Source organism: Haloferax denitrificans ATCC 35960 (assembly GCF_000337795.1).
Classification (GTDB): domain Archaea; phylum Halobacteriota; class Halobacteria; order Halobacteriales; family Haloferacaceae; genus Haloferax; species Haloferax denitrificans.
Genome location: NZ_AOLP01000008.1, coordinates 37,375 through 63,033, shown reverse-complemented (window position 1 = coordinate 63,033; position 25,659 = coordinate 37,375). Strand labels below are relative to the sequence as shown.

23 protein-coding genes and 2 pseudogenes are annotated in these 25,659 nt (G+C 68.3%); 13 read left to right on the top strand and 12 right to left on the bottom strand.

Annotation, left to right across the window (positions count from 1 at the left end; genetic code table 11):
• Positions 1–15: 15 nt before the first annotated feature.
• Positions 16–213, bottom strand: a complete 198-nt coding sequence (locus C438_RS05715; protein ID WP_004968356.1) for a hypothetical protein — start codon at positions 211–213, stop codon at positions 16–18.
• Positions 214–363: 150 nt separating this feature from the next.
• Between C438_RS05715 and C438_RS05710 the strand changes: the two genes are divergently transcribed.
• Complete coding sequence (locus tag C438_RS05710; RefSeq protein ID WP_004968355.1) at positions 364–870, top strand: TRAM domain-containing protein; 507 nt, start codon at positions 364–366, stop codon at positions 868–870.
• 96 nt (positions 871–966) lie between these two features.
• Positions 967–1,515, top strand: a complete 549-nt coding sequence (locus tag C438_RS19975; RefSeq protein WP_004968354.1) for a hypothetical protein — start codon at positions 967–969, stop codon at positions 1,513–1,515.
• Positions 1,516–1,644: 129 nt separating this feature from the next.
• On the opposite strand, the gene C438_RS05700 is transcribed toward C438_RS19975, so the two are convergent.
• From C438_RS05700 to C438_RS20165, 4 genes and pseudogenes are all read right to left on the bottom strand, one after another.
• Positions 1,645–2,679: a transcription initiation factor IIB gene (locus C438_RS05700; protein WP_004968353.1), complete on the bottom strand. Its 1,035-nt coding sequence runs from the start codon at positions 2,677–2,679 to the stop codon at positions 1,645–1,647.
• Positions 2,680–2,851: 172 nt separating this feature from the next.
• Positions 2,852–3,154 carry a stress response translation initiation inhibitor YciH gene (gene yciH / locus C438_RS05695; RefSeq protein WP_004041255.1) on the bottom strand — a complete coding sequence of 101 codons (303 nt, stop codon included), beginning with the start codon at positions 3,152–3,154 and terminating at the stop codon, positions 2,852–2,854.
• A 98-nt stretch (positions 3,155–3,252) separates the two neighbouring features.
• Positions 3,253–4,026, bottom strand: a complete 774-nt coding sequence (locus C438_RS05690; protein WP_004968352.1) for a helix-turn-helix domain-containing protein — start codon at positions 4,024–4,026, stop codon at positions 3,253–3,255.
• Between the two features lie 108 nt (positions 4,027–4,134).
• Positions 4,135–5,705: pseudogene (locus C438_RS20165) on the bottom strand (DUF7343 domain-containing protein).
• 453 nt (positions 5,706–6,158) lie between these two features.
• Here C438_RS20165 and C438_RS05680 point away from each other — a divergent pair.
• The 3 genes from C438_RS05680 (at position 6,159) to C438_RS19650 (ending at position 7,741) form a co-directional block, all read left to right on the top strand.
• Positions 6,159–6,554 (top strand): hypothetical protein, encoded by a 396-nt coding sequence (locus C438_RS05680; RefSeq protein WP_004968351.1) that lies wholly within the window; start codon positions 6,159–6,161, stop codon positions 6,552–6,554.
• Positions 6,555–6,894: 340 nt separating this feature from the next.
• Positions 6,895–7,512 carry a class I SAM-dependent methyltransferase gene (locus C438_RS05675; protein WP_004968350.1) on the top strand — a complete coding sequence of 206 codons (618 nt, stop codon included), beginning with the start codon at positions 6,895–6,897 and terminating at the stop codon, positions 7,510–7,512.
• 67 nt (positions 7,513–7,579) lie between these two features.
• Positions 7,580–7,741 carry a hypothetical protein gene (locus C438_RS19650; RefSeq protein ID WP_004968349.1) on the top strand — a complete coding sequence of 54 codons (162 nt, stop codon included), beginning with the start codon at positions 7,580–7,582 and terminating at the stop codon, positions 7,739–7,741.
• 113 nt (positions 7,742–7,854) lie between these two features.
• Here C438_RS19650 and C438_RS05670 read toward each other — a convergent pair whose 3' ends face one another.
• Positions 7,855–8,856, bottom strand: a complete 1,002-nt coding sequence (locus tag C438_RS05670; RefSeq protein WP_049917834.1) for an outer membrane protein assembly factor BamB family protein — start codon at positions 8,854–8,856, stop codon at positions 7,855–7,857.
• Between the two features lie 273 nt (positions 8,857–9,129).
• The gene (locus tag C438_RS05665) at positions 9,130–9,918 is read right to left on the bottom strand and encodes a helix-turn-helix transcriptional regulator (RefSeq protein WP_004968347.1); all 789 of its coding nucleotides are present in this window, start codon (positions 9,916–9,918) and stop codon (positions 9,130–9,132) included.
• A gap of 196 nt (positions 9,919–10,114) precedes the next feature.
• Here C438_RS05665 and C438_RS05660 point away from each other — a divergent pair, with 196 nt between their 5' ends.
• A complete protein-coding gene (locus C438_RS05660; RefSeq protein ID WP_004968346.1) occupies positions 10,115–11,089 on the top strand; it encodes a DMT family transporter in 975 nt (324 codons plus the stop codon).
• Between the two features lie 268 nt (positions 11,090–11,357).
• Here C438_RS05660 and C438_RS05655 read toward each other — a convergent pair whose 3' ends face one another.
• The 3 genes from C438_RS05655 to C438_RS05650 are packed head-to-tail and all read right to left on the bottom strand — an operon-like array spanning position 11,358 to position 13,664.
• Positions 11,358–11,756: a hypothetical protein gene (locus C438_RS05655; RefSeq protein WP_004968345.1), complete on the bottom strand. Its 399-nt coding sequence runs from the start codon at positions 11,754–11,756 to the stop codon at positions 11,358–11,360.
• The gene (locus tag C438_RS19645) at positions 11,753–11,902 is read right to left on the bottom strand and encodes a hypothetical protein (RefSeq protein ID WP_004968344.1); all 150 of its coding nucleotides are present in this window, start codon (positions 11,900–11,902) and stop codon (positions 11,753–11,755) included. The genes C438_RS05655 and C438_RS19645 overlap by 4 nt, the downstream gene beginning before the upstream one ends.
• A 55-nt stretch (positions 11,903–11,957) precedes the next feature.
• The gene (locus tag C438_RS05650; protein ID WP_004968343.1) at positions 11,958–13,664 is read right to left on the bottom strand and encodes a histidine kinase N-terminal 7TM domain-containing protein; all 1,707 of its coding nucleotides are present in this window, start codon (positions 13,662–13,664) and stop codon (positions 11,958–11,960) included.
• A 199-nt stretch (positions 13,665–13,863) separates the two neighbouring features.
• On the opposite strand from C438_RS05650, the gene C438_RS05645 reads away from it, so the two are divergent.
• The 5 genes and pseudogenes from C438_RS05645 (at position 13,864) to C438_RS20160 (ending at position 21,279) form a co-directional block, all read left to right on the top strand.
• Positions 13,864–15,906: a helix-turn-helix domain-containing protein gene (locus C438_RS05645; RefSeq protein WP_004968342.1), complete on the top strand. Its 2,043-nt coding sequence runs from the start codon at positions 13,864–13,866 to the stop codon at positions 15,904–15,906.
• 211 nt (positions 15,907–16,117) lie between these two features.
• Complete coding sequence (locus C438_RS05640) at positions 16,118–16,741, top strand: TasA family protein (protein ID WP_049917776.1); 624 nt, start codon at positions 16,118–16,120, stop codon at positions 16,739–16,741.
• A gap of 156 nt (positions 16,742–16,897) precedes the next feature.
• Positions 16,898–18,571, top strand: coding sequence for a TasA family protein (locus C438_RS05635; protein WP_004968340.1), 1,674 nt, complete (start codon positions 16,898–16,900; stop codon positions 18,569–18,571).
• A gap of 3 nt (positions 18,572–18,574) precedes the next feature.
• A complete protein-coding gene (locus C438_RS05630) occupies positions 18,575–19,384 on the top strand; it encodes a signal peptidase I (protein ID WP_004968339.1) in 810 nt (269 codons plus the stop codon).
• Positions 19,385–19,391: 7 nt separating this feature from the next.
• Positions 19,392–21,279 (top strand): annotated as a pseudogene (locus C438_RS20160) (hypothetical protein).
• Between the two features lie 27 nt (positions 21,280–21,306).
• On the opposite strand, the gene C438_RS05620 reads toward C438_RS20160, so the two are convergent.
• Together C438_RS05620 and C438_RS05615 are read right to left on the bottom strand one after the other, a co-directional pair.
• Positions 21,307–21,663, bottom strand: a complete 357-nt coding sequence (locus C438_RS05620) for a hypothetical protein (protein ID WP_004968336.1) — start codon at positions 21,661–21,663, stop codon at positions 21,307–21,309.
• Between the two features lie 66 nt (positions 21,664–21,729).
• A complete protein-coding gene (locus C438_RS05615; protein WP_004968335.1) occupies positions 21,730–22,752 on the bottom strand; it encodes an LLM class flavin-dependent oxidoreductase in 1,023 nt (340 codons plus the stop codon).
• A 339-nt stretch (positions 22,753–23,091) separates the two neighbouring features.
• On the opposite strand from C438_RS05615, the gene C438_RS05610 reads away from it, so the two are divergent.
• Positions 23,092–24,270, top strand: a complete 1,179-nt coding sequence (locus C438_RS05610; protein WP_004968334.1) for a M24 family metallopeptidase — start codon at positions 23,092–23,094, stop codon at positions 24,268–24,270.
• A gap of 29 nt (positions 24,271–24,299) precedes the next feature.
• The gene (gene gdhB, locus C438_RS05605; RefSeq protein ID WP_004968333.1) at positions 24,300–25,604 is read left to right on the top strand and encodes a glutamate dehydrogenase GdhB; all 1,305 of its coding nucleotides are present in this window, start codon (positions 24,300–24,302) and stop codon (positions 25,602–25,604) included.
• Positions 25,605–25,659 lie beyond the last annotated feature (55 nt).

Sequence of the window (25,659 nt, the reverse complement as noted above, 5' to 3'; positions counted from 1 at the left end):
CGGGGATGCGTCGCCTCACGGGGCCGAGCCGGTCGAGTTCACATCCGTCTGCTCGTCGTCGGACTCCAGTTCCGCCTCGTACTTGCCGCGGTAGTACAGCCATCCGAAGACGAGCAACGTCACGGGAAAGAACACGAGCGCGACGAGCGCCGCCGGCGGAAACAGGACGAACAGCGCGAACGTCTGCCACGAAACGAGCGTGTCGCGTGCCATGCCGGAAAGAGAAACCGAGCTGTCATGTGTCTTCGGGTGCGCCCGCGGTCCGACGGAACCGGTGTTCGGCGGGTTCTGTCGGTCGTTGTCGGCCGAGACGGGTGTGTCGGTTTCACCACCTTTTATTTGGTCCGAGACGAAGTAGCGGGAGTGACTGATATTTCAGATTCTCTTCGGCTCCTTTTCGAGACTTCGGTCGAGCGAGACGGCGACCGCTACGTGGTGTCGATTCCGAGCGAACTCGTCGAAAGCGGGTCGATTTCGGCGGGGGAGCTGTACCGCGTCGCACTGCTTTCGAGTCCGGGCACCGCGTCGGTGGCCGAGCCCCCGGTCGAATCGACGCCGGCGACGACGACTTCGGCGACTTCGGCGGACGACCGCGACATCGGCTCCGACGACCGGGACTCGGACGACTCGCCGTCGAACCCTCGCGACGCGCGCTCACAGCCGCGAGAACCCCCCGTCGCGGAGGGCGACGTTCGGACCGTCATCATCGACACCCTCGGCGACCAGGGCGACGGCATCGCGAAGGTCGAACGCGGCTTCGTCATCATCGTCCCCGGCACGGACCCCGGCGACCGCGTCGAGGTCGAAGTCACCGACGTGAAACAGACCGTCGCGTTCGCGGAACCGGTCGACGGCGCGAGCGGTAACTGAGTTCCCGCGGCCGACCGCCGCGCTCTGCTTTCCTCGGTTGGCACATTCCAACCGTGTTCCCATTAGGCTCGGAGTCGTAGCCGCCGACACCACTCTATGTCCGAACAAAGGTCCCGTCACGCCGCTTCTCCACGTGACGACACGCGGACCGAGCCCCGCCGAGTCGACCGCTCGGCGTCCGACTCGGGCGATGACGCCGACACCGACGCCGACATCGATATCGACGCCGACGCCGACATCGATATCGACGCCGACGCCGACATCGATATCGACGCCGACGCCGACATCGATATCGACGCCGACGCCGTCGACGTTGACCCCAGCCTCGACGTGCAGGCGCAGTCGGCGCGAACGAACCGATGGCGTCCGACCGTTCGACAGGGAATCGGGCTGTGGGCGCTCATCGCGGTCGGGTGGGCGGTCGTCCCCGCCGACCACCCGGTGCAGATTGCCGTCGCCGTCAGCGGCGTGTACGCCTCGCTTCTCCTGCCGACGGCGCTCTACCTCGACTACCGAGAGCGACGCCCCGAATCGAGCGCCCGACGCGCCGTTCGCGAGACCGCGAGCGAACTCCTCGACTGCGTCCGCGACGCTCGGCCGGGACGCGACGGTGCGACCCGCTCGACGTGTTCGTGCAACCGCTGACGGCCGTGAGACCGTCGCCGCGTCGCTTGGGCACCGAGTCGCTCGCGACACTGACGGGGCGACTGAAAACGAAAACAAAAACGAACCGAATCGAAGAGAAAAACTGCTTCTTGCGCCCGAAACGCCGGCTTAGGCGGTCGACCCGACGGTCCGTTCGCCCGGCTTCTGGGTCGCTTCGAGGAGTTCGCGGTAGCGGTTCCTGATAGTCACTTCGCTGATGTCGGTCACGTTGCTCACCTCGGACTGCGTCAGTTCCTCGTCGGCGAGGAGCGCGCCGGCGTAGATGGCCGCCGCCGCGAGCCCGACCGGGCTTTTCCCGCTGTGGATGCCCTGCCGCTTCGCGTTGTCGAGAAGCGACCGGGCGCGGCGCTCCACGTCGTCGCTCACGTCGAGTTCGGAGACGAACCGCGGGAGGTACTGCGCCGGGTCGGCCGGCTTCATGTCCAGCCCCAGCTCGCGGGAGACGTAGCGGTACGTCCGGGTGAGTTCCATCTTGTCGACGCGGGAGACGCGCCGCACCTCGTCGAGGGAACGGGGGACGCCGGCCTGTCGAGCGGCGGCGTAGATGGCGGCCGTGGCGACGCCCTCGATAGAGCGACCGGGCAGTAGGTCCTCGTTGAGCGCGCGACGGTAGATGACCGAGGCCGTCTCGCGGACCGTGTCCGGCAGGCCGAGCGCGGAGCCCATCCGCTCGACTTCGCCGAGCGCCTGCTTGAGGTTGCGCTCTTTCGAGTCGCGGGTGCGGAACCGCTCGTTCCACGTCCGGAGTCGTTGCATCTTCTGGCGCTGGCCCGTCGACAGGGAGTTGCCGTAGGCGTCTTTGTTCTGCCAGCCGATGTTGGTCGACAGCCCCTTGTCGTGCATCATGGTCGTCGTCGGCGCGCCGACGCGGGACTTCTGGTCGCGCTCCGCGGCGTCGAACGCGCGCCACTCGGGACCGTGGTCGATTTCGTCCTCGCGGAGAATCTCGCCCGTCTCGGGGTCGACCCACTCGCCGTGTTGCTCGTCGTAGACGAGGTCGGTCCGCTCCGCGACCGCCGCCTCGGACGCCTCGGCCTCGGCCTCGTCCTCGACGCGCTCGTCGCCGGACTGTCGGGACTCGGGCCCCGCCGTCGGTGCCGACTCCTCTCGCATCGAACGCCAGTCGACGTGTTTCGTGTCCATTGAGTACCAGTGTATTCCGGACACAGGGTAATGGGACCTCGTTTGGAATATGCCAAACGCGTCCGCCACCGGGGCGCGCGACCGGGAGACACCGGCCGCTCGCTCGTCGGTCGCCGCGTCAGTTATCCGCCTCTTTCGGCCGCGAGAGCTATCGGGCGGACGAAAAACGAGGTCAGCGCTCGACGCCGAAGCCCTCGTCGCGGAGCGCGGCTTCGAGGCGCTCGCCGTGTTCGCCCTGCAGTTCGATGCGCCCGTCGGTCACGGTCCCGCCGACCGCGAGCCGTCGCTTCAGGGTCGACGCGAGGGCGTCCAGTTCGTCGGCCGGGAGGTCGAGGCCGTCGACCACCGTCACGGGCTTGCCGTACCGTCGGGTATCGACGCGAATCGACGCGCGCTGGTCCGCCCGCGCGAGGTCGTCGCCGATTCCGAGGTCGTCCGGGAGGCCGGTGATGTCGCTGAAAGTGTCCTTTCCCACGTCGTTGCGTACGCTTCCACGGCATATCAGGGTGTGGTTGGAATATTCCAACCCGGATTTGGACGCGTCCTCTCGGGCTTTCGGCCGCGGTTCGCGGGTCAGGCGCTCGCTTCGAGCTTTTCGGGGTCGACGCGCTCTTCGACTTCGGTGCCGAGCGTCTCGGTGACGAACTGCCGGGCCAGCCACGCCTCGGCGCGGGTCAGGCGGTACTGGAGCGTCGAGTTCGGGATGTCGAGCTCCTCCGAAATCTCTTGGACGGTGTGTTGCCGCGGCGTCTCGTAGTAGCCGAACTCGACGGCGGCTTCGAGCGCGGCCTGCTGTTCCGGCGGAAGCCCGTCGGCCGAAACGCCCTCTTCGAGCCAGCACTCGGGTTCGCTGATGCGCTGGACGCTCAGCGAGAGGCCCTCACTGAGGCTGTCTTTGACTTCCTCGTAAATCTCGCTCACCGTGTCGTCGTCGGAGATGAGCAGTCGCCACTGGTTCTGTGCGCCCCGGCGTTCGGCCTGCATCAGGAGGCCGTCGCCGATGTGCTTCGCGGCGACGTGGGGAATCGACTGAATCCCGTCGCCCTCCTCGCGGCAGGAGTAGACGATGCGCCCGTTCGGCGTCTCCGAGAGCACCTCGTAGTCCCACTCGACGACCGGCGCGCCGCACATCCCGAGGACGCCGTTGCACCGGGTGGCCTGCTCTATGACCTCGTCGAACGCTTCGAGCGCCTCCGTCGGTCCGGTGAGGCGGTCGAGCCGCCACATCGACTCGCTCGTGGCGTGTATCGCCATCGTCTTGGAGTGCAGGTCCGGGTTCTCGATGAAGAGGTCCATCACCTCGTCGACGCCCCGCTCGTACTCGACCGTGAAGACGAACTCTCGCATGGCTCTCACCTAGTCGCCCGAGGCCTATAGCCTTGGTTGGTATGTTCCAACTCCGACCGCGGTTCGGGATTCAGACTCGCGGGCCGCGTCGGCCGCGCCGCGACCCGCTCAGGACTCGTCGAACGGCGACCGGGCGTGTTCGGGCACGTCCTCGGGGCGGGCGATGAGGTTCTCCCGGCCGAGGTTTATCTTCGTGACGGTGCCCTCCTCGGCCATCCGCGAGAGGACGCGGCTCACCTTCGACTTCGACCACCCCGTGCCCTCGACGACCTTCGACTGCCGGAGTTGGCCGCCGTTGTCGTCGAGGAGCCTGAGGACGCGCGTCTCGTCGTCGAGGAGTTCTTCGGCGTCGGGGTAGCCGTCGGCGGCCGACTCCGGGCGCGCCGCGCCGCCGCTCCCGCCGGTCCGAACCCCGTCCGCCGACTCCCCGTTGGCGGCGGCCTCGTCGACGCGGTCGGTCGCGAGCGAGCGAACGTCAGATAGTCGCGCTCTCGCGTCGGTCCTCCGGACTCGCGCGCCGACGACGAGCAGGGCGACCGCGACGGCCGCGACCGCGAGCACGAGCAACCAGCCGTCGTCGCCGAGTTCCAGCGACCCGACGACCGACCCCGGCGCGGCGCTCGGGTCGGTCCCCGCTTCGACCTCCGCGCCGTCCCCGCGCCCGTCGCCGTCGGTGTCGCCGCGGTTCGGGTCGGTCCCGATGACGTTGACCTCGCGCCCGTCGTCGAGACCGTCGCCGTCGGTGTCGGCCTCGGTTGGGTTCGTCTCGTAGCGGTTGACTTCCGCGCCGTCGTCGAGGCCGTCGCCGTCGGTGTCGGCGGCGGTGGGATTCGTCTCGTGGACGTTGACCTCCGGCCCGTCGTCGAGACCGTCGCCGTCGGTGTCGGTGGCGGTCGGGTTGGTCTCGTAGTCGTTGACTTCCGCGCCGTCGTCGAGACCGTCGCCGTCGGTGTCGGCGGTCGTCGGGTCCGTGCCGTGGGTCGTCACCTCCGCACCGTCGTCGAGGCCGTCGCCGTCGGTGTCCGTCTCGGTCGGGTTGCTCCCTGCTCGTTGATTTCGACGCCGTCGCTGAGGTCGTCGCCGTCGGTGTCAGTGCTCGTCGGGTCGGTCTCGTAGCGGTTGACTTCCTCGCCGTCGGGCACGCCATCGGTGTCGGTGTCGGCGACGAGCACGTCCGTGCCGCGGTCGAGTTCGTCACGGTTGCCGAGACCGTCGCCGTCGGCGTCCCCGGCCGGCGCGAGCACCGTGACGCCGTGACTCGCCTGCGCGACCGGCTCGCCGCCGCCGGGTCTGACGACGGCTGTTACGGTGCGGTCGCCGGTCGCGTTCGCCGGCCACGTTTCGAACTCGAAGTCGACGCGCTGGTCGCCGGTCGCGTTCGCCCCCGCCCCGAGCGGCTCGCACCCCAACTGCATCGTCGAGCCGTCGTCGAGGTCGGTCCGGAGACAGACCTCGTAGTCGCCGCCGTCCGCCGCGACGGCCACCGAAACCGTCGAGGGCCGCCACGAGGCGACGTACGTCCGGCCGTTCTCGGTGGCGACGACGCCCGAGCCGGTGTGGTCGACCGCACGCACCTCGACGCCGTCCGCGGCGACGACGACCGGCGAGACGCCGCCCGCGACGACGAGTAGCGTCGCGACGAGCGCCCACACGAACGGAGAGATGCGTTTGACAGGCATTGTTCGTTCTCTATTTGTCGACTCTGCTAGTGTATAATGTTTTGTTTATCTGTTCGTTAGACATTTTTACAACTCTTTTGACTGTCAATATGCGGAGAATGTTTCAAAATTAGAAATTTTATTCGCTCATCCGGCGCGCGCGAGCTCGACGTCACCTCCGGTCGTCGACGCCGCGGTTCGCGGCGGGTACGTCGCGTCTCGACGTCTTCGAACGGCGCTGGTCGCCGCTCGTGACTGCCCGCTGTTGCTTCTCGTCGGTCCCCGCCGTAGATGCGTGATAATCGCCGTACTGTGCCGTACCGTGCCGTCTTCGCCGGCCCGCGAACGACCGGCAAACGTTCCGTTAATCCGACTGAAACGGTCGAAACAGTCGGTCGAAACGGTTGTTCACGGGGAGAACGGTCGGGACGACTCTCCCCCATTATCATCCGCCGAGCGAGACTGCTGACTGCGATGCGCGAAACGCTCACTCGACGGCAGTTCGGTGTCGGAGTCGCGGTAGCGACCGTCGCACTCGCCGGCTGTACGGACACGGGCGGTGGTGGTGGTCCCGTGAACGGCACGAACGGTACGGACGGCGAACCCGCGGTCGGCGACACCGAGACGACGGCGGAGTCCGGTGGTATCGAGGCGACGACCGAGGACGAGACAACGACGGAAGACGAGACGACAGAAGAAACGACTGAAGAAGACGAGACGACGACCGAGATGGAGACGATAGAAGACGAGACGTCGGAAGACGAGACGACGACTGAGATGGAGACGACAGAAGAAGAGACGACGACAGCGAACGAAACGACAGCGAACGAGACGACCGAGAACGAGACGACGACCGACGACTCGATGTGAGGCCGCGGTCGACGACCCGCTGACGCACGCGCCGCGAGCGAGGCACCGGCACGCTCGACTGGTACACCCGACTGCTCGTGCCCGCGGCGGCGCTCCCCCTCCAGCCCTCCACGGCACATTCGCACCCTGTCCCCTCGCGGGACGCCGAATCCCCCTGACGCACCCTCCAGTTCGGTCCCCCTGACGCACACCTCCCCGACGTGCCCTCCAGCACGTCCCCATCGCGCCCTCCAGCGCACTCGAGCCCCGCGCAGTCGCCGGATGTTCCGACTCTCCTCGCGCGTCGCCCCGGCGGCGCGCACTCCGCGGAACATTTACCCGCCCGTTCGCTACTCCGGGTATGGACGCAGACGACAACCACCGCGGGTGGGCCGAGCGCTCCGGCGACTTCTCGCCGGAGTACTACGCCCAAATCGGCCCGAACGAGGTCAGCGAGACGCTCGCGACCGTGTTCGAGCACTACGCGGCGGAAGACGCGTCGATTCTCGAACTCGGCTGTAGCTCCGGTCGCCACCTCGCGCACCTCCACGACCGCGGCTACGAGGACATCACCGGCATCGACATCAACGACGACTCCTTCGAGGTGATGGCCGAGTACTTCCCCGAACTCGTCGACACCGGCACGTTCCTCACCGGCGCAATCGAGGACCTGCTCCCCGACTTCCCCGACGACAAGTTCGACGTGGTCTACTCCGTCGAGACGCTCCAGCACGTCCACCCCGACGACACGTGGGTGTTCGAAGAGATCGCGCGCGTCTCGTCGGACCTCGTGATAACCGCCGAAAACGAGGGCAACGGGCCGACGCGCGGGCGCTCCGGCTCCGAGGTGAGCTACGTCAACGACGACTTCCCGCTGTATCACCGCAACTGGAAAGACGAGTTCTCCGACCTCGGTCTCGCGCAACTGCTCTGCGAACCGGGCAAGCGCGACACGGTTCGCGTCTTCCGGGTTCTCTGACGCCCCGCGCTCGCTTGTCGCACTCACAAACTGTTTCAATGAAGCCGGCGAACAGCGTGTGCTGACCATGTACACGATGTCCAGCGACGACTTCAGCGTTCATCAGCGGGACTGCGACGAGGCCGGCTCCGGGATTCCAATCACGAGCCTCCCGGACGAAGTCACCTCTCTGGACGACCTGCCGTGTTCCTGCTGGGACGAGGTCGACTCGTTCGACGACCTCGAGTGACGGGCGGGGAGCGAGGGCATCGCTCGGTCGCGGTTTCTGACGCCGGCGCACCGCGCGCACGGCGCGGCTCGTTCTGACGAGCGTTTTCACGGCGACAGCTCTGAGCTCTGCTTCTACCGGTCCGGCGAGAGCGCCCAGAGCGTCCCCTCGCCCGTCTGTGCGAACGCCTGCGTCCCGGCCGCGCCGAGGAGATAGCCGTCGGCCGAGAGCGTCGTCTCGAACGGCTCGAAAAACGACGCGCCGCGGGACCACCGAATCCGCCCCGCGCGAGTCCCGACGACGAACGCCTCGTCGGTCGAGGCGGTTCGCTCGACCGGGCTGTCGAAGCGGACTTCGTACCGCTCCGACCCGTCTCGAACCGCGAGTTCGTACAGCGTTCCGAAGGTGTCCGACGGCGACTCGTCGGTCCCCTCCGCGACCAGAACCGTCGAGCCCCGCTCGTGGACACCGACGACCTGCGCGTCGTCCCCGAACGAGGTGCGCCACCGGAGCGACCCGTCGTCCGCGTCGAGCATGGCGATATCGCCTGCGCTCCCGGCGTAGACGCTATCGCCGGCCGGAACCGGGCCCACGTCGGCCCAGTCCCAGCGGTCCGGCCGCCACGCCCACCGGAGGCTCCCGTCGCCGGGCGACATGGCGAAGACGCCCTCGTCGTCGCCGTAGTAGACCGCTCGCTCGTCGGCGAACAGCTGGTCCTGCGGGGCGACGGCGACGGTAAACCCGACGCCGTCGACTTCGGATTGTTCCCAGCGGACCGCGCCGTCGTCGGTCGAAAGCGCCGCGAGCGTCCCGTTCGCCGTGTAGAGAGTGTCGCCCGCGATGGCCATCGAAGAGCCGATGTTGCCGACGGTCTGGGTCCATCGTTGATTCCCGTCGGCCGCGTCGAACGCGTAGATTCGACCGCGACCCGACCCGAGTCTCTCGCCCGCGTACACCGAGCCGCCGTCGGCGAGCAGGCCTGTCGCCCGGCCGAAGTCGTGGCTCCACAGGCGCTCGCCGCTCTCGTGGTCGAACGCGACGACGCGCCCGTCGTCGATGTCGTCGCTCCGGTGGCCGATGACGGCGACGACCCCGTCGGTGGCCGACGGCGGCGAGAGGACGCTCGGTTCGGGCACGGAGGCGGACCAGTCCGTCCCGTCGGGTGACTGGAACCGCCGAAGCGACGAACAGCCGGCGAGCCCGCCGACGAGGGCGGTGCCGGCGGTGGCAAGAAACGCGCGACGCGACGGGGAGTCGGAGCCGGCGTCGGGATTCGCGGGAGAGTCAGTAGAATCGTTGGAGGGAGGGAACGAAGGCGAGGGCATACGTCGGCTTCTCGCAGGTCGCCGATATGTATTGTGGGTCGGCTGACGGGTGGCAACGGGGGTACTCTCGGCGACGCCCGCCCGTTACAGCCGGTCGAGGTCGAGCGGCTCCGCCGCCTCCCAGTAGCGCTCGAACAGTTCGTCGGCCCACGCGAGCACCTCCGGTTCGGTCACGTCGATGGAGGCCTGAAGGATACCGGTGTCGTCGCGGAGGAACAGATGAACGGTCGAGTCGGCAATGGTCGCCGCCATCGGAATCGGCTCGTCGGTGATGCGGACGGCGGCCGCGTCGGCGTCGAGGAGGTCGCGGAGCTGTTCGCGCAGTTGGGAGTCGTGGGCGAGCGCGTCGATGGCGGCCGACGAGAAGACGCCCTCGAACCGCTGGTCGCCGGCGGCGGTCCGCTCCCTGACGATGTCGAGGTTCTGCTCGTTGAAGGCGTAGGAGAAGATTCGCACGTCTTCGGCCTCGCTCAGAAGGGTCACGGCGCGCTTGACCGGCGCGTTCGGTCGGACCTGACTCGGCGTGGTAATCGTCGCCTCGGTCAGGTGTTCGAGGTCGAACGTGATGGCGTCGGTCGGGAGCCACTCGACGACCGGCCGGAGCTTGGCGTCGGTGTCGAGGATGTCGACGAGGTCGTCGAAGCCCCGAGAGACGAGTTCGCCCGTCACCGTCGCCCGGTACGCGCCGTCCTCGCGGACCAGCCACGACCGGTCTTCGAAATCGCTGAGAATCCGGCCCATCGTCGGCTGTGACGCCCCGGTCCGCTCGACCAGTTCGCGTCTGGAGTGCGGCCGCTCGGCGAGGTATCTGAGCGCGTCGACGCGGTTCTGCGAGAGCGCGAGGAACTCTATCTCGTCTAATGCCGACTCCATGCATCGGGGTTGTGCGTGCCCCGGTAAACGTCTTTCGCGTCGTGAAAGAATTTCACATAATGAATCATGCTCGCCGCGCACGCCTTTTTCTTACCCTGAATTAATTTCTGAATCAAACTATACGTGGGGGAGTCGTACGTGTATCCAAGATGCGTTCACTTCACTCTGCGTTCGGTCTCTCGGTCGGAGGTGCGGTATGGTGACGGCGGCGCGCCGGCGGTTCGTCCTGTTCGCCCTGACGGCGTTCTTCTTCGGCGGGACGTTCGTCGCCGCGAAAGCGGGTCTCGACTACCTGCCGCCGCTCCTGTTCGTCGCGCTCCGGTTCGACATCGCGGCGGTGCTCCTCGTCGGCTACGTCGTCGCCACCCGCCCCCGCGCCGAACTGCTCCCGCGGTCGGTCCGCGACGTGGTCGGCATCCTCGCCACCGGCGTGTTCGTCATCGGCCTCGCCAACGCCCTCCTGTTCGTCGGACAGGAGCACGTCTCCAGCGGCGTCGGGTCGATTATCTTCAGTCTCAACCCGATTCTGACGCCCGTGTTCGCCATGGCGCTCCTCGCCGACGAACGACTCTCCACCCGTGGCGCGCTCGGGATGCTCATCGGTCTCCTCGGCGTCGGCCTCGTCGTCGGCGTCGACCCCGCGAACCTGCTCGGCGGCGAGGCGCTCTGGAAGGGCGTCGTCTTCCTCGGCGCGGTCAGCGGCGCGCTCGGGACCGTCCTCATCCGCTGGGCCGACACGTCGCTTTCGAGCACCGTCCGCACGGCGTGGGCGCTCCCCGTCAGCGCGGCGCTCACCCACGGGATGAGCGTCGCTTCCGGCGAGTCGCTCGCCGCGGCCACGTGGTCGCCGACGGCGCTCCTCGCGCTCGCCTACGTCGGCGTCTTCGCCGGCGCGGTGGCCTACCTCACCTACTTCGGCTTCCTCGACGACGTGGGCCCGATTCGCGGCAACCTCGTCTTCTACGCCGTGCCCATCGTCGCGACGCTCGGGGGAACGGCGCTCCTCGGCGAGTCGATTTCGACGCTCACCGTCGTCGGCTTCGCGACTATCTTCACCGGCTTCGCCGTCCTCGCGACGGAGTCGCTCCGCGGCACGGTCGCCCGAGCCTACGGCAAAATCGAGTCCCGCGTGGCCGGTCTCGACGGGGCCGGCGCTCCGGGGCGCGACTGAGTCGCGGACCGGTCGCGGACCGGTCGCTCGCGGAACACGCGGTGAGAGGGTAGAAATGTAGGGGCGGACCATCGGGCGGCAGTCCGAGGGGGCAGGGTCGGAGTACCGGTGGCACGGGATGGGCCGCCTGCCTGCGATGTTATGTCACAAGTCCGCCGACCAGACAGTATCGAGCGGACACCTGGAGATTGTCAGCCCCCTAAGTAGTCTTTTTGGCCCGGTTCTCAAAAAACAGCGGACGGCGGCGCGGTCGTTCCGTTTGTTCGCACTATCTCTCGGCGAGCGCGACCGCCCCGAGCGCGGCAATCAGACAGAAGTGTCCGACGCCGACGAGGAACAACGCGTTCGAGTCGGACGTGTCGACGACGAGGAGCGACGCGAACGCCCCGACACCGAGGAGGAACAGGGCGACCCCGAGATAGCGGTCGTATCGCGGGTCGTAGTCGAGTTCGGCCAGACGCACGAGCGGCCCCGGTTCGGGCGGCTCGTCGCTCCGAGCCTCGCGGACCCATCCGCGAACCCGCAGGAGGACCATGCCGGTCGCGCCGGTCCAGACGACGCCGGCCGCGAGGTCGACCTGCGGGCCGTCGACGGCGACGACGAGTCCCACGATGAGCGACGCGGCGGCTATCGCCCCGACGACGGCGGTGTCGCTCACCCCCGTCATCCGACACCGAACCGGAGATAGCTCGTTCCGTGCCGGTAGTTGTACGCCTCGACGACGACACCGAGCGCCGAGATGACGGCCGCGAGGGCCGCGAACACGGCCACTCGCCACCGGCTGACGCCGGCGGGCAGAACGGTGGAGGGCATCGCTCGACGTGTTTGTGTGTTGATGACTTGAGTGCTCGGGCGCTCGGTCGTCCCGTCAGGCTCTCCGCAGGCGGACCACGAAGACCGCGCCGCGGGGGTCGTTGTCTTCGACCCACACGTCGCCGCCGTAGCCGCTGACGATGGTGTCGACGAGGTAGAGCCCGAGGCCGGTCCCGGGGCTTTCGAGGCCCTTCTCGCCGCGGCCGAACACCTCCTCTTTGCGCTCGTCGGGGACGCCCGGTCCGTTGTCGGCGATGCGGACGAGCGCGTCGTCGTCTCGCACCCCGACCGACACGTCGATTTCGGCCCGGCCGGCGTCGTTGTGTCGCACCGCGTTCGTGAGGAGGTTGCGGAAGACGGTCCCCAGCATGTCGTCGGCGACGACGGTCACCTCCGGCGGCTCGTCGGGGAGCGAAACCGCGGCGTCGGACGCGCCGTCGCGGACCGCGCTCGCCTCCGCCCAGAGCGGCCCGGCGAGCGCCGTCGGCCGGGTCGTCTCCTCGTCGTCGAGCATCGTCGCCATGAGGTTCCGGACGTTCACCGTGAGCTCGGAGGCGTGTTCCCCGTTTCTGAGTATCGTGTTGAGACGCTTGCGGACCACCTCGTCTTCGACCGACTCCTCGATAAGCCGGGCGTTGCCGAGGATGACGGCCACGTCGTTTCGGATGTCGTGGCGGATTATCTGGTTGAGGAGCGTGAGCTTCTCGTTTCGGGAGAGGATGGTCTGTTTTTGACGGTGCAACTCGGTCACGTCGCGGAGGACGATGACCCACCCGACGGTCTGGTCGCCCCGTTCGAGCCGCTGGGACCGGGCGCTGAGATACACCGTCTCGCCGTCCGCTCGCGTGGTTCTGACGCTGTCGTTGCTCTCGGTCGTCAGGTCGAGGTCCGACGAGACGGCCGTGACCGGGTCGCCGACGGCCGCGCCGAAGCGCTCTAAGAGCTCCGCGCCGCGGGTGTTGACGTGGACGATTCGCTCGTCGGCGTCGAGGACGAACACGCCGTCGGGCGACTCCTCCATCGCGGTCGTGTAGGCGATGGGCGGCAGGTCGAGAAACCGGTAGCGAAAGAGCGCGACGCCGATGGCGGCCGACGTGATCGCGGCCGAGGTCGGCACGAGATTCACGCCGTCGCTCCCGAACGGTGGGATTCCGAGCGCGGTGCAGGCCGTGAAGACGAACGGGGCGACGAGGCCGACGCTCACCAAAACCGCCTGCGGAATGTACGGTCGTCCCAGTCGACCCGCCTCGGTGAGGATGAGCGCGACGGCCAGCGCGCAGAGCACCGCGTTGTAGAGCAACTCCAACACCACGTGGCCGAGGCCGACGTCGACCCGCATGACGACGAGTCCGCCCGTCTCGACGAGGCGCGTCGCCTCGATGGCGAGGCCGCTCGGGTTCGTAAACAGGAGCGCCAGAAAGGTGACCGGGACGGCCATGACCGCCGCGACCAGCCCGGGCGTGATTCGGCTGACTCGGTCGGTGTGGAGGAGCGTAAAGAGGAACGCGAGCGCGCCGAGCGGGGCGACGCCGAAGTAGAGAAACCGGTAGAACAGGAGCTTCAGCGACGGGTCCGTCTGCAGTAGCTTGAGGGTCGAAAAGCCGGTCCAGAGGACGAGCCCGACGTTCACGGCGAAGAACGCCACGAGTTCGGACGACCGGCCGTGGGCCCGCATGTACCGCAGGCTGTACACGCCGAGGAGAGCCGCGGTAATCATCGCAAAGAGCGTCGGAAGCGCGAAGACGGTGTACTGCCAGCCCATCGCTCACTGCACCCGACCGCTGTTCGCGTCCATCGGTGCGTGTTCTGTGCTCACTCTTGTATTTAAACTATATGTTCGAGCGCTCTCACCGCCCCGCTGTCGGCGTAACTGGACCGGCGTTCCGGGTTCCTTGAGCGCCCCCGATGTTCGCACCCGAACAGTTTATGCCGGTCGATGCGCCACGGACGGCCGAACTGCCGTGACCGAGACGACAGACCGAACGAGCGCGGACCCCGTCACGGTTCTCCTCGTCGACGACGACCGCGACTGGCTGACGCTCGTGGTGCATCGACTCCGCGAGGTGGCTCCCGACTTCGACGTGTACGAGGCCAACAGCCCCGAGGGCGCGCTCGCCCGCCTCACCGACGACGTGGAGTGCGTCGTCAGCGATTACTACATGCCCGGCCGGACGGGAATCGAACTGCTGGCGGCGGTCCGCGACGTCCGACCCGACATCCCGTTTCTCCTCTTTACGGGTGCCGGAAACGAGGGGCTCGCCAGTAGCGCGCTGTCGGCCGGCGCTGACGACTACATCGTCAAGACGAGCGTCGACGACAGCGCCGCGGCGCTCGCCACCCGCGTTCGGACGGCGGTCGACAAACACCGAACGGAGCGCGCGCTCGCCGAGAGCGAGGCGCGCTACCGGACGCTGGTCGAGAACGTCCGCGACGCCATCTTCGTCGCCCGCGACGGCGGCGTCGTCCTCGTCAACGAGGCGGCGACGACGCTCACCGGGTACGACCGCGCGGCGCTCACCGACGGCGACATCGTCGAGACGGTCGTCCACCCCGACGACCGGGGGCGCGTCCGCGACGCGCTCGACCTGTCGGTCCCGCAGTCGCTCGACATCCGCATCCGCGACCGCGGCGGCGAGACGCGACACTGCATCCTCGATATCGACCACGTCGTCGACGACGGACTGCCGGGAACCATCGGCGTCCTCCGGGACATCACGGCGCAGGTCAACCACCAGCGCCGACTCGAACGCGAGCGCGACACGAAGGAGGCGATTCGGGAGATTCTCGTCCGACAGTCGTCGCGCGTCGAAGTCGCGGAGTCGTTCTGTCGGTACATCGGGAGCGACCCCGACACCGTCGCGGCGTGGGTGGGCGAGCGCACCGCGGGCGGCGGACTCGACCCGCTCGCCGTCGTCGGCGACGAGTCGTACCTCCGGGCGGCGGGCGTCTTCGACGCCGACGCGGCGGTCCGGCGCGGCTCGACCGAACCGAGCCTGACCGCCTTCCGCGAGGGGACGACGGTCGTCCGCGCCGTCGGAGACGCGGGCGGCCTCGATGCCGACACTGACGTCGATGCCGACGCCGACACCGACGCTGATACCGCCGACGATGCCGATATCGACTCCGACGCGCCGACGACCGCTCCCGACGCCGGGTGGATGGCGGCCGCGGCCGCCGACGGTATCGAAACCGCGGTCGCCGTCGCGCTCCGGCACGGCGGCGTCGACTACGGCGTCCTCGGCGTGTACCGCCGCGGTGCCGACGACGACCGCGAGCGCCGCCGGTTCGAAGAGCTGGCGGAGACGCTCGGCTACGCCCTCAGCACCGCCGAGAGCCGCGAGGCGCTCGTGGCAGACGAGGTCGTCCGTGTCCGCCTCAGCGTCCGCGACGCCGACGCGGGGCTTCTGGCGGTCGGCGACGCGCTCGGCCGCGACGCGGAAGTCGTCGTCCACACGGTGTTGCCCCGCGGCGACAGGGAGCGCTACTTCGTGACGGTCCGCGGCGCGTCCGAGGCCGCGGTGACAGACGCGCTGGCCGGTCTCGATGGCGTGACTCCCGGAGCCGTGACCGCCGGCGACGGGGTCGTCCGGGCGCAGTTCGACACGGCCGCGCCCTCGCTGGGGACGACCATCGCCGACGCGGGCGGCGTCCTCCACCGCGTCGTCGTGGCGGACGGCGAGGCGACCGTCGTCGTCGACCTCCCCCGGCGGCGACCGGCCGGCCCGTTCGTCGAGGCGCTCGCGGCGGCCTTCGACAGCGTCGTCATGACCGCGCGGAGCCACCGCACCGTCGAGTCCGATATCGGTGCCAGCGTGTTGGACGGACTGACCGACCGCCAGCGCGAGTCGCTCGAAGTCGCGTACCGGACGGGCTACTTCGAGCGGCCGAAGCGCCACAGCGCCGCCGAGGTGGCCGAGGCCATCGGCGTCTCGCGGTCGACGTTCACCCAACACCTCCGGGCGGCCCAGCGCAAGGTCTTCGCCGAACTGTTCGACGCCGAGTGAGACGGCGCGTCGCCGACCCGAGGCGGTCCGGGTGGCGCTCGTCCCGCTGAGTTCGTGCCGAGCGCTACCACGTCGCTCGGTTTTTGCCGGATACCGCATAATGGTGGTATCGGGTTATTCCCGCGTAATCGAGTAGAGATATCTGAAGGTCACCCCACCCAGAATATCACGGAAGGGAGTGGGTGTACGGTGGGCCGCACGGAGAAATCAAATGGCAGACAAAGTATTCAAACTCACACGACGCCGCGCCCTCGGAGGCCTCCTCACGATTGGTGCGGGAAGCGCCGCCGCCGGGGTGGGCACGTTCGCCCTGTTCAACGACACCGAATCGAGCACCGAGAACACGCTTCAGGCGGGGACGCTGAGCCTCGCCGACGGAGCCAGTTCCGCGAGCTTCAGCGCCACGGGCCTCGCGCCCGGCGACGAGACCGACACCTTCGAGGTCGACCTCGAAAACGACGGCACGCTCGACGGGAGCCTCGATATCGACCTCACGCTGACCGAAAACGACAGCGACGCCACGGCCGGCGACGACGGCGACGCGGACGCCTCGGTGGCGGACCTCGCGGGCGTCCTCGACGTGACGACGTTCGAAGTCGGGAGCCTCGACGTGCTCGCCGACCGATTCGGTGGCTCGGCCACGCTGGCCGACGTGGTCGACAACAACGACGGCGAGGACGACGATTCCAACGTCCGGGACATCGCCCTCGCGTCTGGCGAGACGAAGACGTTCTCCTTCGCGCTGGAGATGCAGGAGAGCGCCGGAAACGAGTTCCAAGCCGACGGGCTCGACATCCAGTTCGACTTCGAACTGAACCAGCGGGACAGCCAGTAGAACCAGCGGGACAGCCAGTACTTACACCTCGCGTTCGCGGGCGACGCAGACGACGCGACCCGGCCGACTCGACCCGGAACCAACCCGGTCGAACCGACCGCGTCCAGCTCTTTCGTTCCGCCCCTCCGAACGCGCACGACGACTTCACGCCTCTCGATGCCGAAACAGACACCAACGCTGACGCTCACCCGACGCCGATTCCTCGGCGGGCTCTTCACGATTAGCGCCGGAAGCGCCGCCGCGGGCGTCGGCACCTACTCCGCGTTTTCAGACGCCGAGCGCGCCGACGCGTCGTTCGGCGTCGGCACGCTCGACCTGACGGTCGACGGCGACGACGAGCAACTCACGTTCCTCGAAGAGTCGGCCCTCGCGCCCGGCGACAGCGGCACCGCGTCGCTGACGCTTCGCAACCGCGGGTCGCTCACCGGCTTCCTCGACATCGACGTGCTCGGCGTCACTGACGACGAAAACGGGCAGTCGGAGCCTCCGTCGCAGAACGACCCCCGCGTCGGCGACGGCGAACTCGCGCAGGTGCTCGAAGTCCGCGCGTGGCTCGAAGCCCCCGACGGGTCGAAGACGTACCTCTGCGGGAGTTCCGACTACGCGACCCTCGACTCGATTTTCGTCGCGGACGAGACGTTCGACCTCGATTACGAACTCGCGTCCGGCGAGTCGGTCGACTTCGTCATCGCGTGGCGGCTCCCGTCGAGCGCCGGCAACGAAGTCGCCTCGGATATCGCGGGCGTCGACCTCCGGTTCGCGCTCGACCAGCGGGCCGACGACGACGGCGGCGCGACCTGCGAGGCCGACGACGACGGAGACGACGAGGATTCGTCGTCCGGCTCCGGCAACGCCCGCGACGCGATGGGCGGCTGGGACTGGGCGACGCTCGCCCGCTATGGCGAGCCCTACGACGGCTTCGTTCACGGCAACTCGGAGCCGGAGAACTACGAAGTCGCGGTCCTGAAGCGCTCCGGAAGCTCCGAGACGCGCCTCCACAAGCAGAACAACGACTGGCAACACGCGTGGAGGTCGGGCCGAACCGAGTCGTTCCGCGTCGACTTCGACGGCAGTAAGGTGACGATGACCGTCGGCGGCACCGAGTACCCGGACAAACACGGGCGGAAGGGACAGGGCGTCGGCGCGAACGACGTGGTCGCGCTCGGCGTCACGGTCTCCGCCTCGGCCGCCTGGACGTCGGTCGCGGTCTCGGACCTCGAACTCACCGCCGACGGCCGGACGAGCGCCCTCGCCGACGTTTCGGTCGACGCGACCGGCACGAACCACGTCCGCATCGCCCGCGAGATAGACGGGTCGTTCTCGCTCACCGGCAAGCTCCGGTTCTCGTGGCACCACCACGCGCACGTCGACCCCGACGACCTCGTGATGCGCATCGACGTCAAGACGAGCAACGCAGTCAGAACGAACGAAGTCGAGACGACCGAGGAAGACGGCGAATCCGAGGACGGAGAAGACGACGGCGTCGAGAAAGCGGATGTCGAGGACGATGCCGGAGAGAACGACCAAGACACCGAATCCGATTCCGAGCAAGACGCCGAAGCCGAATCCGAGCAAGACGGCGGAGACGGTGATGACGACGAAGCTGAATCCAAGCAAGACGATGGTGACGGTGAAGCCGTCCAAGACGATGACGTCGGGAGAAGCGACGAAACGACCGATTCCGACGCCGACTCTGAAACCGATGTGGCTGACCCCGGCTCCGAAACCGAATCGGTTGACTCCGACTCCGACTCCGAAACCGAACCGGCCGCCCCCGAGAACGCCAGCGGTGACGACGGGACCGGAGACGACGCCGACGGGGGCGCCTGACCGATGAACTGGTCTCGCCTCGCCGCGGCGGCCCGCGTCCTCGGCGGCGTCGTGCTCCTCGTCGCCGTCGCGCTCGTCGTCGTGCTCGCCGCGCCGCAGGCCTTCGGTGCCGACGCCAGTTATACCGTCCTCTCCGGGAGCATGTCGCCGACCTTCGACGCCGGCGACGTGGTGGTCGTCCGCGACGTGCCGCCAGCGGACATCTCGGAGGGCGACATTATCACCTACCGGGAAGCCGGGAGCGCCATCACCGACGAGCGGACCGACCGCGTGACCCACCGGGTCGTCGCGGTGGACCGAAGCGGCGACAGTCCGGTGTTCCGCACGAAGGGCGACGCCAACGAGGACGTCGACTCGGACCCCGTCACCGCCGACCGCGTCGTCGGTCGCGTCTGGTTCCACGTGCCGTATCTCGGGCTCGCCGCGCAGTTCGTCCAGTCGGGACTCGGGTTGGTCCTGTTCGTCATCCTCCCCGGCGCGCTCCTCGTCGTGACCGAGCTCTACTCGCTGTACACCGACGCGCTCGTCGAGGTCGACCCCGACGAGTCCGACGGGAGCGCCGGACGCGACGGTTCGCCCGACGTGGGGTCCGAGACCGGAACTGGCTACGTCAGCGCCTCGGACGGTGGCGTCACGCTCTACCCGGAGCGAACGGGCGTCCGCCTCTCGGACCCCGTCGCCGTCGTCGACCCATCTCCCTCGCCGTCCGACGCCGCGCCCTCCGGCTCGGCCGACGGCATGGAATGGGTGACCGACCCCGTCGACTGCCCTTCTGACGCGCCGACCGACGAGACCTCCGGGGACGGGCGGTGAATCCCTCGTGACCGCCCCGGACGACGCGAACGCGCCCGACTGGACGCCCGAGCAGTCGCCCGAACTGGCGCTCGCCGACGCGACCCGGTGTCGACGCCTCGTTGACGTCGACGCGGACGACAGCGACGCGAACGACAACAATGCAGACGACTTCGAGGAGGTCGACTTCGAGCGTCTCGAACGGGGCGACCGCGTCCTCTGTCTTCCCGGCGAGCGCCTGCCCGTCAACGGGGTCGTCCGGGCGGTCCGGCGCTGGGACGCCCAGTCGGCGTCGTTCGTCGGCACCGGCACCGAAGCTGACGCCGCACCCGCGCTCGTCGAACGCGAGCGACCCTCACCCGACGAGGACGGCGAACCCCGTACCGACGAGTACTCGGTCGCTGTCGGCGACGAGGTCGAACCCGGCGACCGGCCGACCGAGACGGCGCTGGTGGTCGAGTACCGCCCGCCGCGGGCGGGGCTGTTCCCGATTCCGCTGTCGCTCGCCTCGCTCTTTTCGGCGAAGCTCCTCGGCACGCTCTCGCCGCGGCTCTCGCAGATTGCCGGTCGGGTGTTCGTCGTCTTCGTGGTCGTCGGCATCGTGCTGGTCGGAACCGGCTTCGCCGCTCCCGGAAGCATCGACCGTTTCCTCGACGACAGCGGCATCAACGACGCGATTTCGGACCTCCGGGGCGGCGACCCCGAGCCGTCGCCGCCGGACGTCACCGTGACGCCGCCCTCGCCGACGCCGGATGCCCCGCCCGAGGAAACGAACCAGTTCGAGGACCCGGACACACCGACGCCCGCGTCGACGCCGACCGAGACCACGACGCCGAACCCGACCCCGTCGTCGACGCCCACGTCGACACCAGCGCCGACGAGCAGTCCCGAGCCGACCACCACGGCGCGCTCGGGCACTGGCGGTGGCGTTGGGGGCGGTGGAGGAGGTGGCGGCGGGGGTGGCGGGGGCGGTGGGGGCGGCAGTCAAACGACGACCACGGCCGCATCGTCGGCGTCGCCCGACCCGACGCTCTCGGTCGAGGCCGCCGACCCGCCGACGGTCCGAAGCGCCGACGGGACCGTCGGGTCGCTCAGCGGCCCCGTGACCGGGACGCTCTCGTGGACCGGCACGGTCGACAGCGTCGTGCTCGTGGTGAACACGTGGGTCCCCGACGACGGCTGGCAGGAGGAGCGCCGCGTCACGCTCCGGGAGCCGTAGCCCCGTGGATATCGCCGCCGCGCTCGGCTCCGACGTGACCTACGCCGACGGCAATCGAACCGCCGGCTTCGCCGCCACCGACGACGGCGAGACGACCGTCACGACGGGCTACGTCTCCGTGACTGCGGTGTTGTTCCGCGACTCGACCGAAGTCGCCCGAATCGAGGAGACCGCGTCGTTCGACGCGACCGTCGAGAACACCGCCGGGAGCGCCCCGGCGGGCGTCGACCTCGAACTCGGCTCCGGCGGGGCGGGCGTCTCGCTTCTCGACACGCAGTCGGTCGCGCCCGGCTCCGCGGGCAACTCGACGGGGACGCTCGCCAATCGCGGGCGCGACCCCGGCGTGTTGACGTTGGATTCGATGCCGTTCGAGTCCGCCGAGAACGGTCGCTCCGGTCCCGAACTATCGGTCGATTCGACCGGTGGAGCCGACGAGGGCGAACTCCACGAGGCGCTCGCTGTCCGACTCCGCGTCGAGCGGGCGAACGGGACGAGCACCTACGTGCTCGGAAACGAGACGACGTATCTCGACTTCGCCGACGTGTGGAACGAGTCCGTCTCGCTCGGCAGACTCGACGGCGGGGAGTCCCTGTCGCTCGTCGTCGAGTGGCAGATTCGGGAGTCGGCCGGCAACGAGATACAGACCGACAGCGTCGACGTGGAGTTCGTCTTCACGCTCGAACAGGCGACCGACTGAGCGCGCTCCGCCCCGATTTTCCGCCGTTCACCCGACGAAGAGCCGGAGGTTGAACGCCGTTGCAAACGCCCCAATGACCGAGAGCGCGACCGGCGGCAGGTAGTACAGCACCTTGTCGCCGACGCGAGCGCCGTAGACGCAGATTCCGAGACAGAGGAGGAAGACGGCGAGCTTCGGGAGGACGAGCCCCCATCGCCCGAGGGCGTCCGTGCTCGCCACGAGGAGGGCGTTCGCCTCGTCGAACCGACGCTCGTAGTAGAGGAGGGTGAGCGTCGTGACGATGTCGCCGACGCCGTAGGTGGCGAGCGCGATGAGCCAGAGCAGTGAGAACTCTCTGGCCTCGAAGGGCGTGTCCCTGAGCCGAAGATACCGTAAGCGTGACACACTCCCTATTCCGGGGACTGCAATATGAATTATCCGGGCAGACAGACTGTCGCGGAAACGGACGCGTCAGACGAGGCCGACGCCCTCGGCGAGCAGTTCGTGCGAGCGGAGGCCGTCTTCGTGGTCGCCGACGACGTGCTGAATCATCATCTCGTCGGCCCCGACGCGCTCCGCGAGCTGGTCCAACAGCCCCGAAATCGTCTCGGGACTGCCGGAAATCGCGCGCGGCCACTCGTTCGCTCCGAGGGTCGCGGGCGTGGGCTCGGGGACGCCGCCGAGTTCGTCTATCGCCTCCTCGACGGTCGGCCTCGTGCCGACCTCGCCGCGTCGCATCCGCTTGTACGTCGCCTCGGCCACCGCGCGGAGTCGCGCCGCCTCCTCGTCGGTCTCGGCGCAGACGGCGTTCACCGCGACCATGCCGTGGGGCTCGTCGATGCCGCCGGCCAGCGGCGACGACTGGAAGCTCTCGCGGTACTCCTCGAAGGAGTGGACGGCGAACTGCGGTCTGATGAAGCCCGCGAAGCAGTAGGGCAACCCGAGCTCGCCCGCGATGGTCGCGCTCGACGGGCTCGACCCGAGCACCCACGGGACCGGCGGGTCGCCGCTCCCCCGCGGGATTTCGAGGTCGGCGTAGGGGTGTTCGTCGGGGTAGTCGTCGTAGAGGTGGTTGACGACGGCCTCGACCTTCTCGGCGTGGTCGCCGTCGGGGTCCTCGACGTGCCGGTCCGTTCCGAGCGCCTGGTCCGACGCGGGCGACCCGTTCGCCCGCCCGAGGCCGGCGTCGATGCGACCGGGCGCGAGTCCGTCGAGCGCGCCGAACTGTTCTGCGACCTTGAACGGGCTGTAGTGGTTGAGTAGCACCGCACCCGAACCGAGTCGAATCGAGTCCGTCTCGGCGGCGAGGTGGCCGAGCAACACCTCGGGCGTCGTCCCCGCGAGGGTGCTCGCCATGCCGTGGTGCTCGGCGACCCAGAAGCGCGAGTAGCCCAGTCGCTCGGCCTGCGCGGCGGTTTCGACGGTGTTCGCGTACGCGTCGGTCGCGGTCCCACCCTCTGGGACCGGCGAGAGGTCGACGATAGAGAGGTCCATACCCCCGCTCCGAGACTGCGAGGAATAACGATTGGGCTCCCAGCAGACGCGTACTGTTCTCGGTGAGCCGCGGACACCGAGATTGTCTATAAACAACATCACTATAATTTGAAAAATCTAGATTACGTGAATTATTCAAATACTCCGGACGGTTCGAGTGTTAGAACAACTCTATTGGCGATACCGAGCAGAGATCTCTTTGATAATCCGATCTGGGATATGCTCTTGCACATATTATACAACTATGTCTTCTTCCACGCTGTCTGCTACACAGAATCCGTGTCCGAGGTCCACAAAAAATTTTTACGGGACCTATCCGATGGTTCGATAGAGGTTCCCATGCCAAGAGCCGTGTTCGACAGCGCCGAGTACGACAGACGCATCGCCCGGACGAAAGAGCGGATGGCCGAGCGGGGGCTGGACGCGCTCTTCGTGAGCGACCCCGCGAACATGAACTACCTCACCGGCTACGACGGGTGGTCCTTTTACGTCCATCAGGGCGTCGTGGTGACGCGGGACCGCGACGAACCCGTGTGGGTCGGCCGCGACATGGACGCCAACGGCGCGCGCGCGACGACCACGCTGAGCGACGAGAGCATCCGACCGTACAGCGACGACCACGTCCAGTCGCCGCACGACCTCCACCCGATGGACTTCGTCGCGGCCGTCTTGGAGGACCTCGGCGTCGACGACGCCCGCGTCGGCCTCGAAATGGACGCCTACTACTTCACCGCGAAGTCCTACACGCGCCTGCAGAAGAATCTCCCCGAAGCGAGTTTCGAGGACACCACGCTCCTCGTCAACTGGGTGCGCGTCAAGAAGTCCGACGCCGAACTCGACTACATGCGCGAGGCCGCCCGCATCTCCGAGAACGCGATGCAGGCCGGTCTCGACGTCATCGACGAGGGCGTCCCCGAGTACGAGGCCGCCGAGGCCATCTACTCGGCGCTCATCGAGGGCACCGACGACTACGGCGGCGACTACCCGTCTATCGTCCCGCTGATGCCCTCGGGCGACCACACGGGCACGCCGCACCTCACGTGGACCGACCGCGAGTTCGAGGACGGCGACCCGGTCATCATCGAACTCTCCGGCTGTCGCCACCGCTACCACTCGCCGCTCGCGCGGACGACGTTCGTCGGCGACCCGCCCAAAGAGCTGTCCCGGCGGGCCGACATCGTCGTCGAGGGGATGGAGGCCGCCCTCGACGCGGTCGAACCCGGCGTGACCTGCGAGGCCGTCGAGAAGGCGTGGCGCGACACCATCGCCGAGTACGGCATCGAGAAGAAAGACCGCATCGGCTACTCGATGGGGCTGGGCTACCCGCCGGACTGGGGCGAGCACACGGCGAGCCTCCGCCCCGGCGACGAGACGGTCCTCGAAGAGAACATGACGTTCCACACCATCCCCGGCCTCTGGTTCGACGACTTCGGCGTCGAACTCAGCGAGACGTTCGTCGTCACGTCCGACGGGGCGGAGCCGCTGGCCGACTTCCCCCGGCGACTATTCACAACCTAATTATGACTCCGGGTCACAGCCCTAATAGAATGAACGAAGATGGCAAAAATCGAAACGGCGAGGCGGTCGCCGACGGCGGCGCGGAGTCCGAACCCGAAACGGCGCTGGCGACGGCGCGCAGACAGCTCGAACGCGCGGCGAGCCACGCCGACGTGGACGACGGCGTCGTCGCGCGACTGAAGCACCCGACCCGAGTCCAGCAGGTGTCGGTCCCGCTCCGCCGCGACGACGGCTCCCTCGACGTGTTCACGGGCTTCCGCGCCCAGCACGACGACGTGCGCGGGCCGTACAAGGGCGGCCTCCGTTACCACCCGGAAGTGACCGCCGACGAGTGCATCGGCCTCTCGATGTGGATGACGTGGAAGTGCGCCGTGATGGACCTGCCCTTCGGCGGCGGCAAGGGCGGCGTCGCGGTCGACCCGAAGACGCTCTCCGACGAGGAGCGCGAGCGACTCACGCGCCGCTTCGCCGAGGAGATTCGGAACGTCGTCGGGCCGAAGAAGGACGTTCCCGCGCCCGACATGGGCACCGGCCCGCAGGAGATGGCGTGGTTCATGGACGCCTACTCGATGCAACAGGGCGAGACGACGCCCGGCGTCGTGACGGGTAAGCCGCCGGTCATCGGCGGGTCGTACGGCCGCGAGGAGGCCCCCGGTCGCTCCGTCGCCATCGTCACCCGCGAGGCCATCGACTTCTACGACTGGGACATCGAAGACACCACCGTCGCGGTCCAAGGGTTCGGTTCCGTCGGCGCGAACGCCGCCCGCCTCCTCGACGAGTGGGGCGCGAAGGTCGTCGCCGTCTCCGACGTTGACGGGGCTATCTACGACCCCGACGGCCTCGACACGCAGGACGTCGAGGGCCACGACGAGCGCCCCGGCATGGTGTCGGGCTACGACGCCCCCGAGTCGCTCTCGAACGAGGACCTGCTCGAACTCGACGTGGACGTGCTCATCCCGGCGGCCATCGGGAACGTCATCACGACCGAGAACGTCGACGCCATCTCGGCGGACATGGTCGTCGAAGGCGCGAACGGGCCGACGACGTTCGCGGCCGACGCCGTCCTCGAAGAGCGCGGGATTCCGGTCCTCCCCGACATCCTCGCCAACGCCGGCGGCGTGACGGTCTCGTACTTCGAGTGGCTCCAGGACATCAACCGCCGCCAGTGGTCGCTCGAACGCGTCCACGAGGAACTCGAAGCGGAGATGCTCAAGGCGTGGAACGCGGTCCGCGAACACGTCGAAGAACGCGACCTGACGTGGCGCGACGCGGCGTACGTCGTCGCGCTCTCTCGCATCGGCGGCGCGAAGGAGACGCGGGGCCTCTGGCCCTGAGCGCCCGCGCGGCGAGCGAAACCTGAAGCGACTCGCGGTTCTTTTTCGGCGCGCT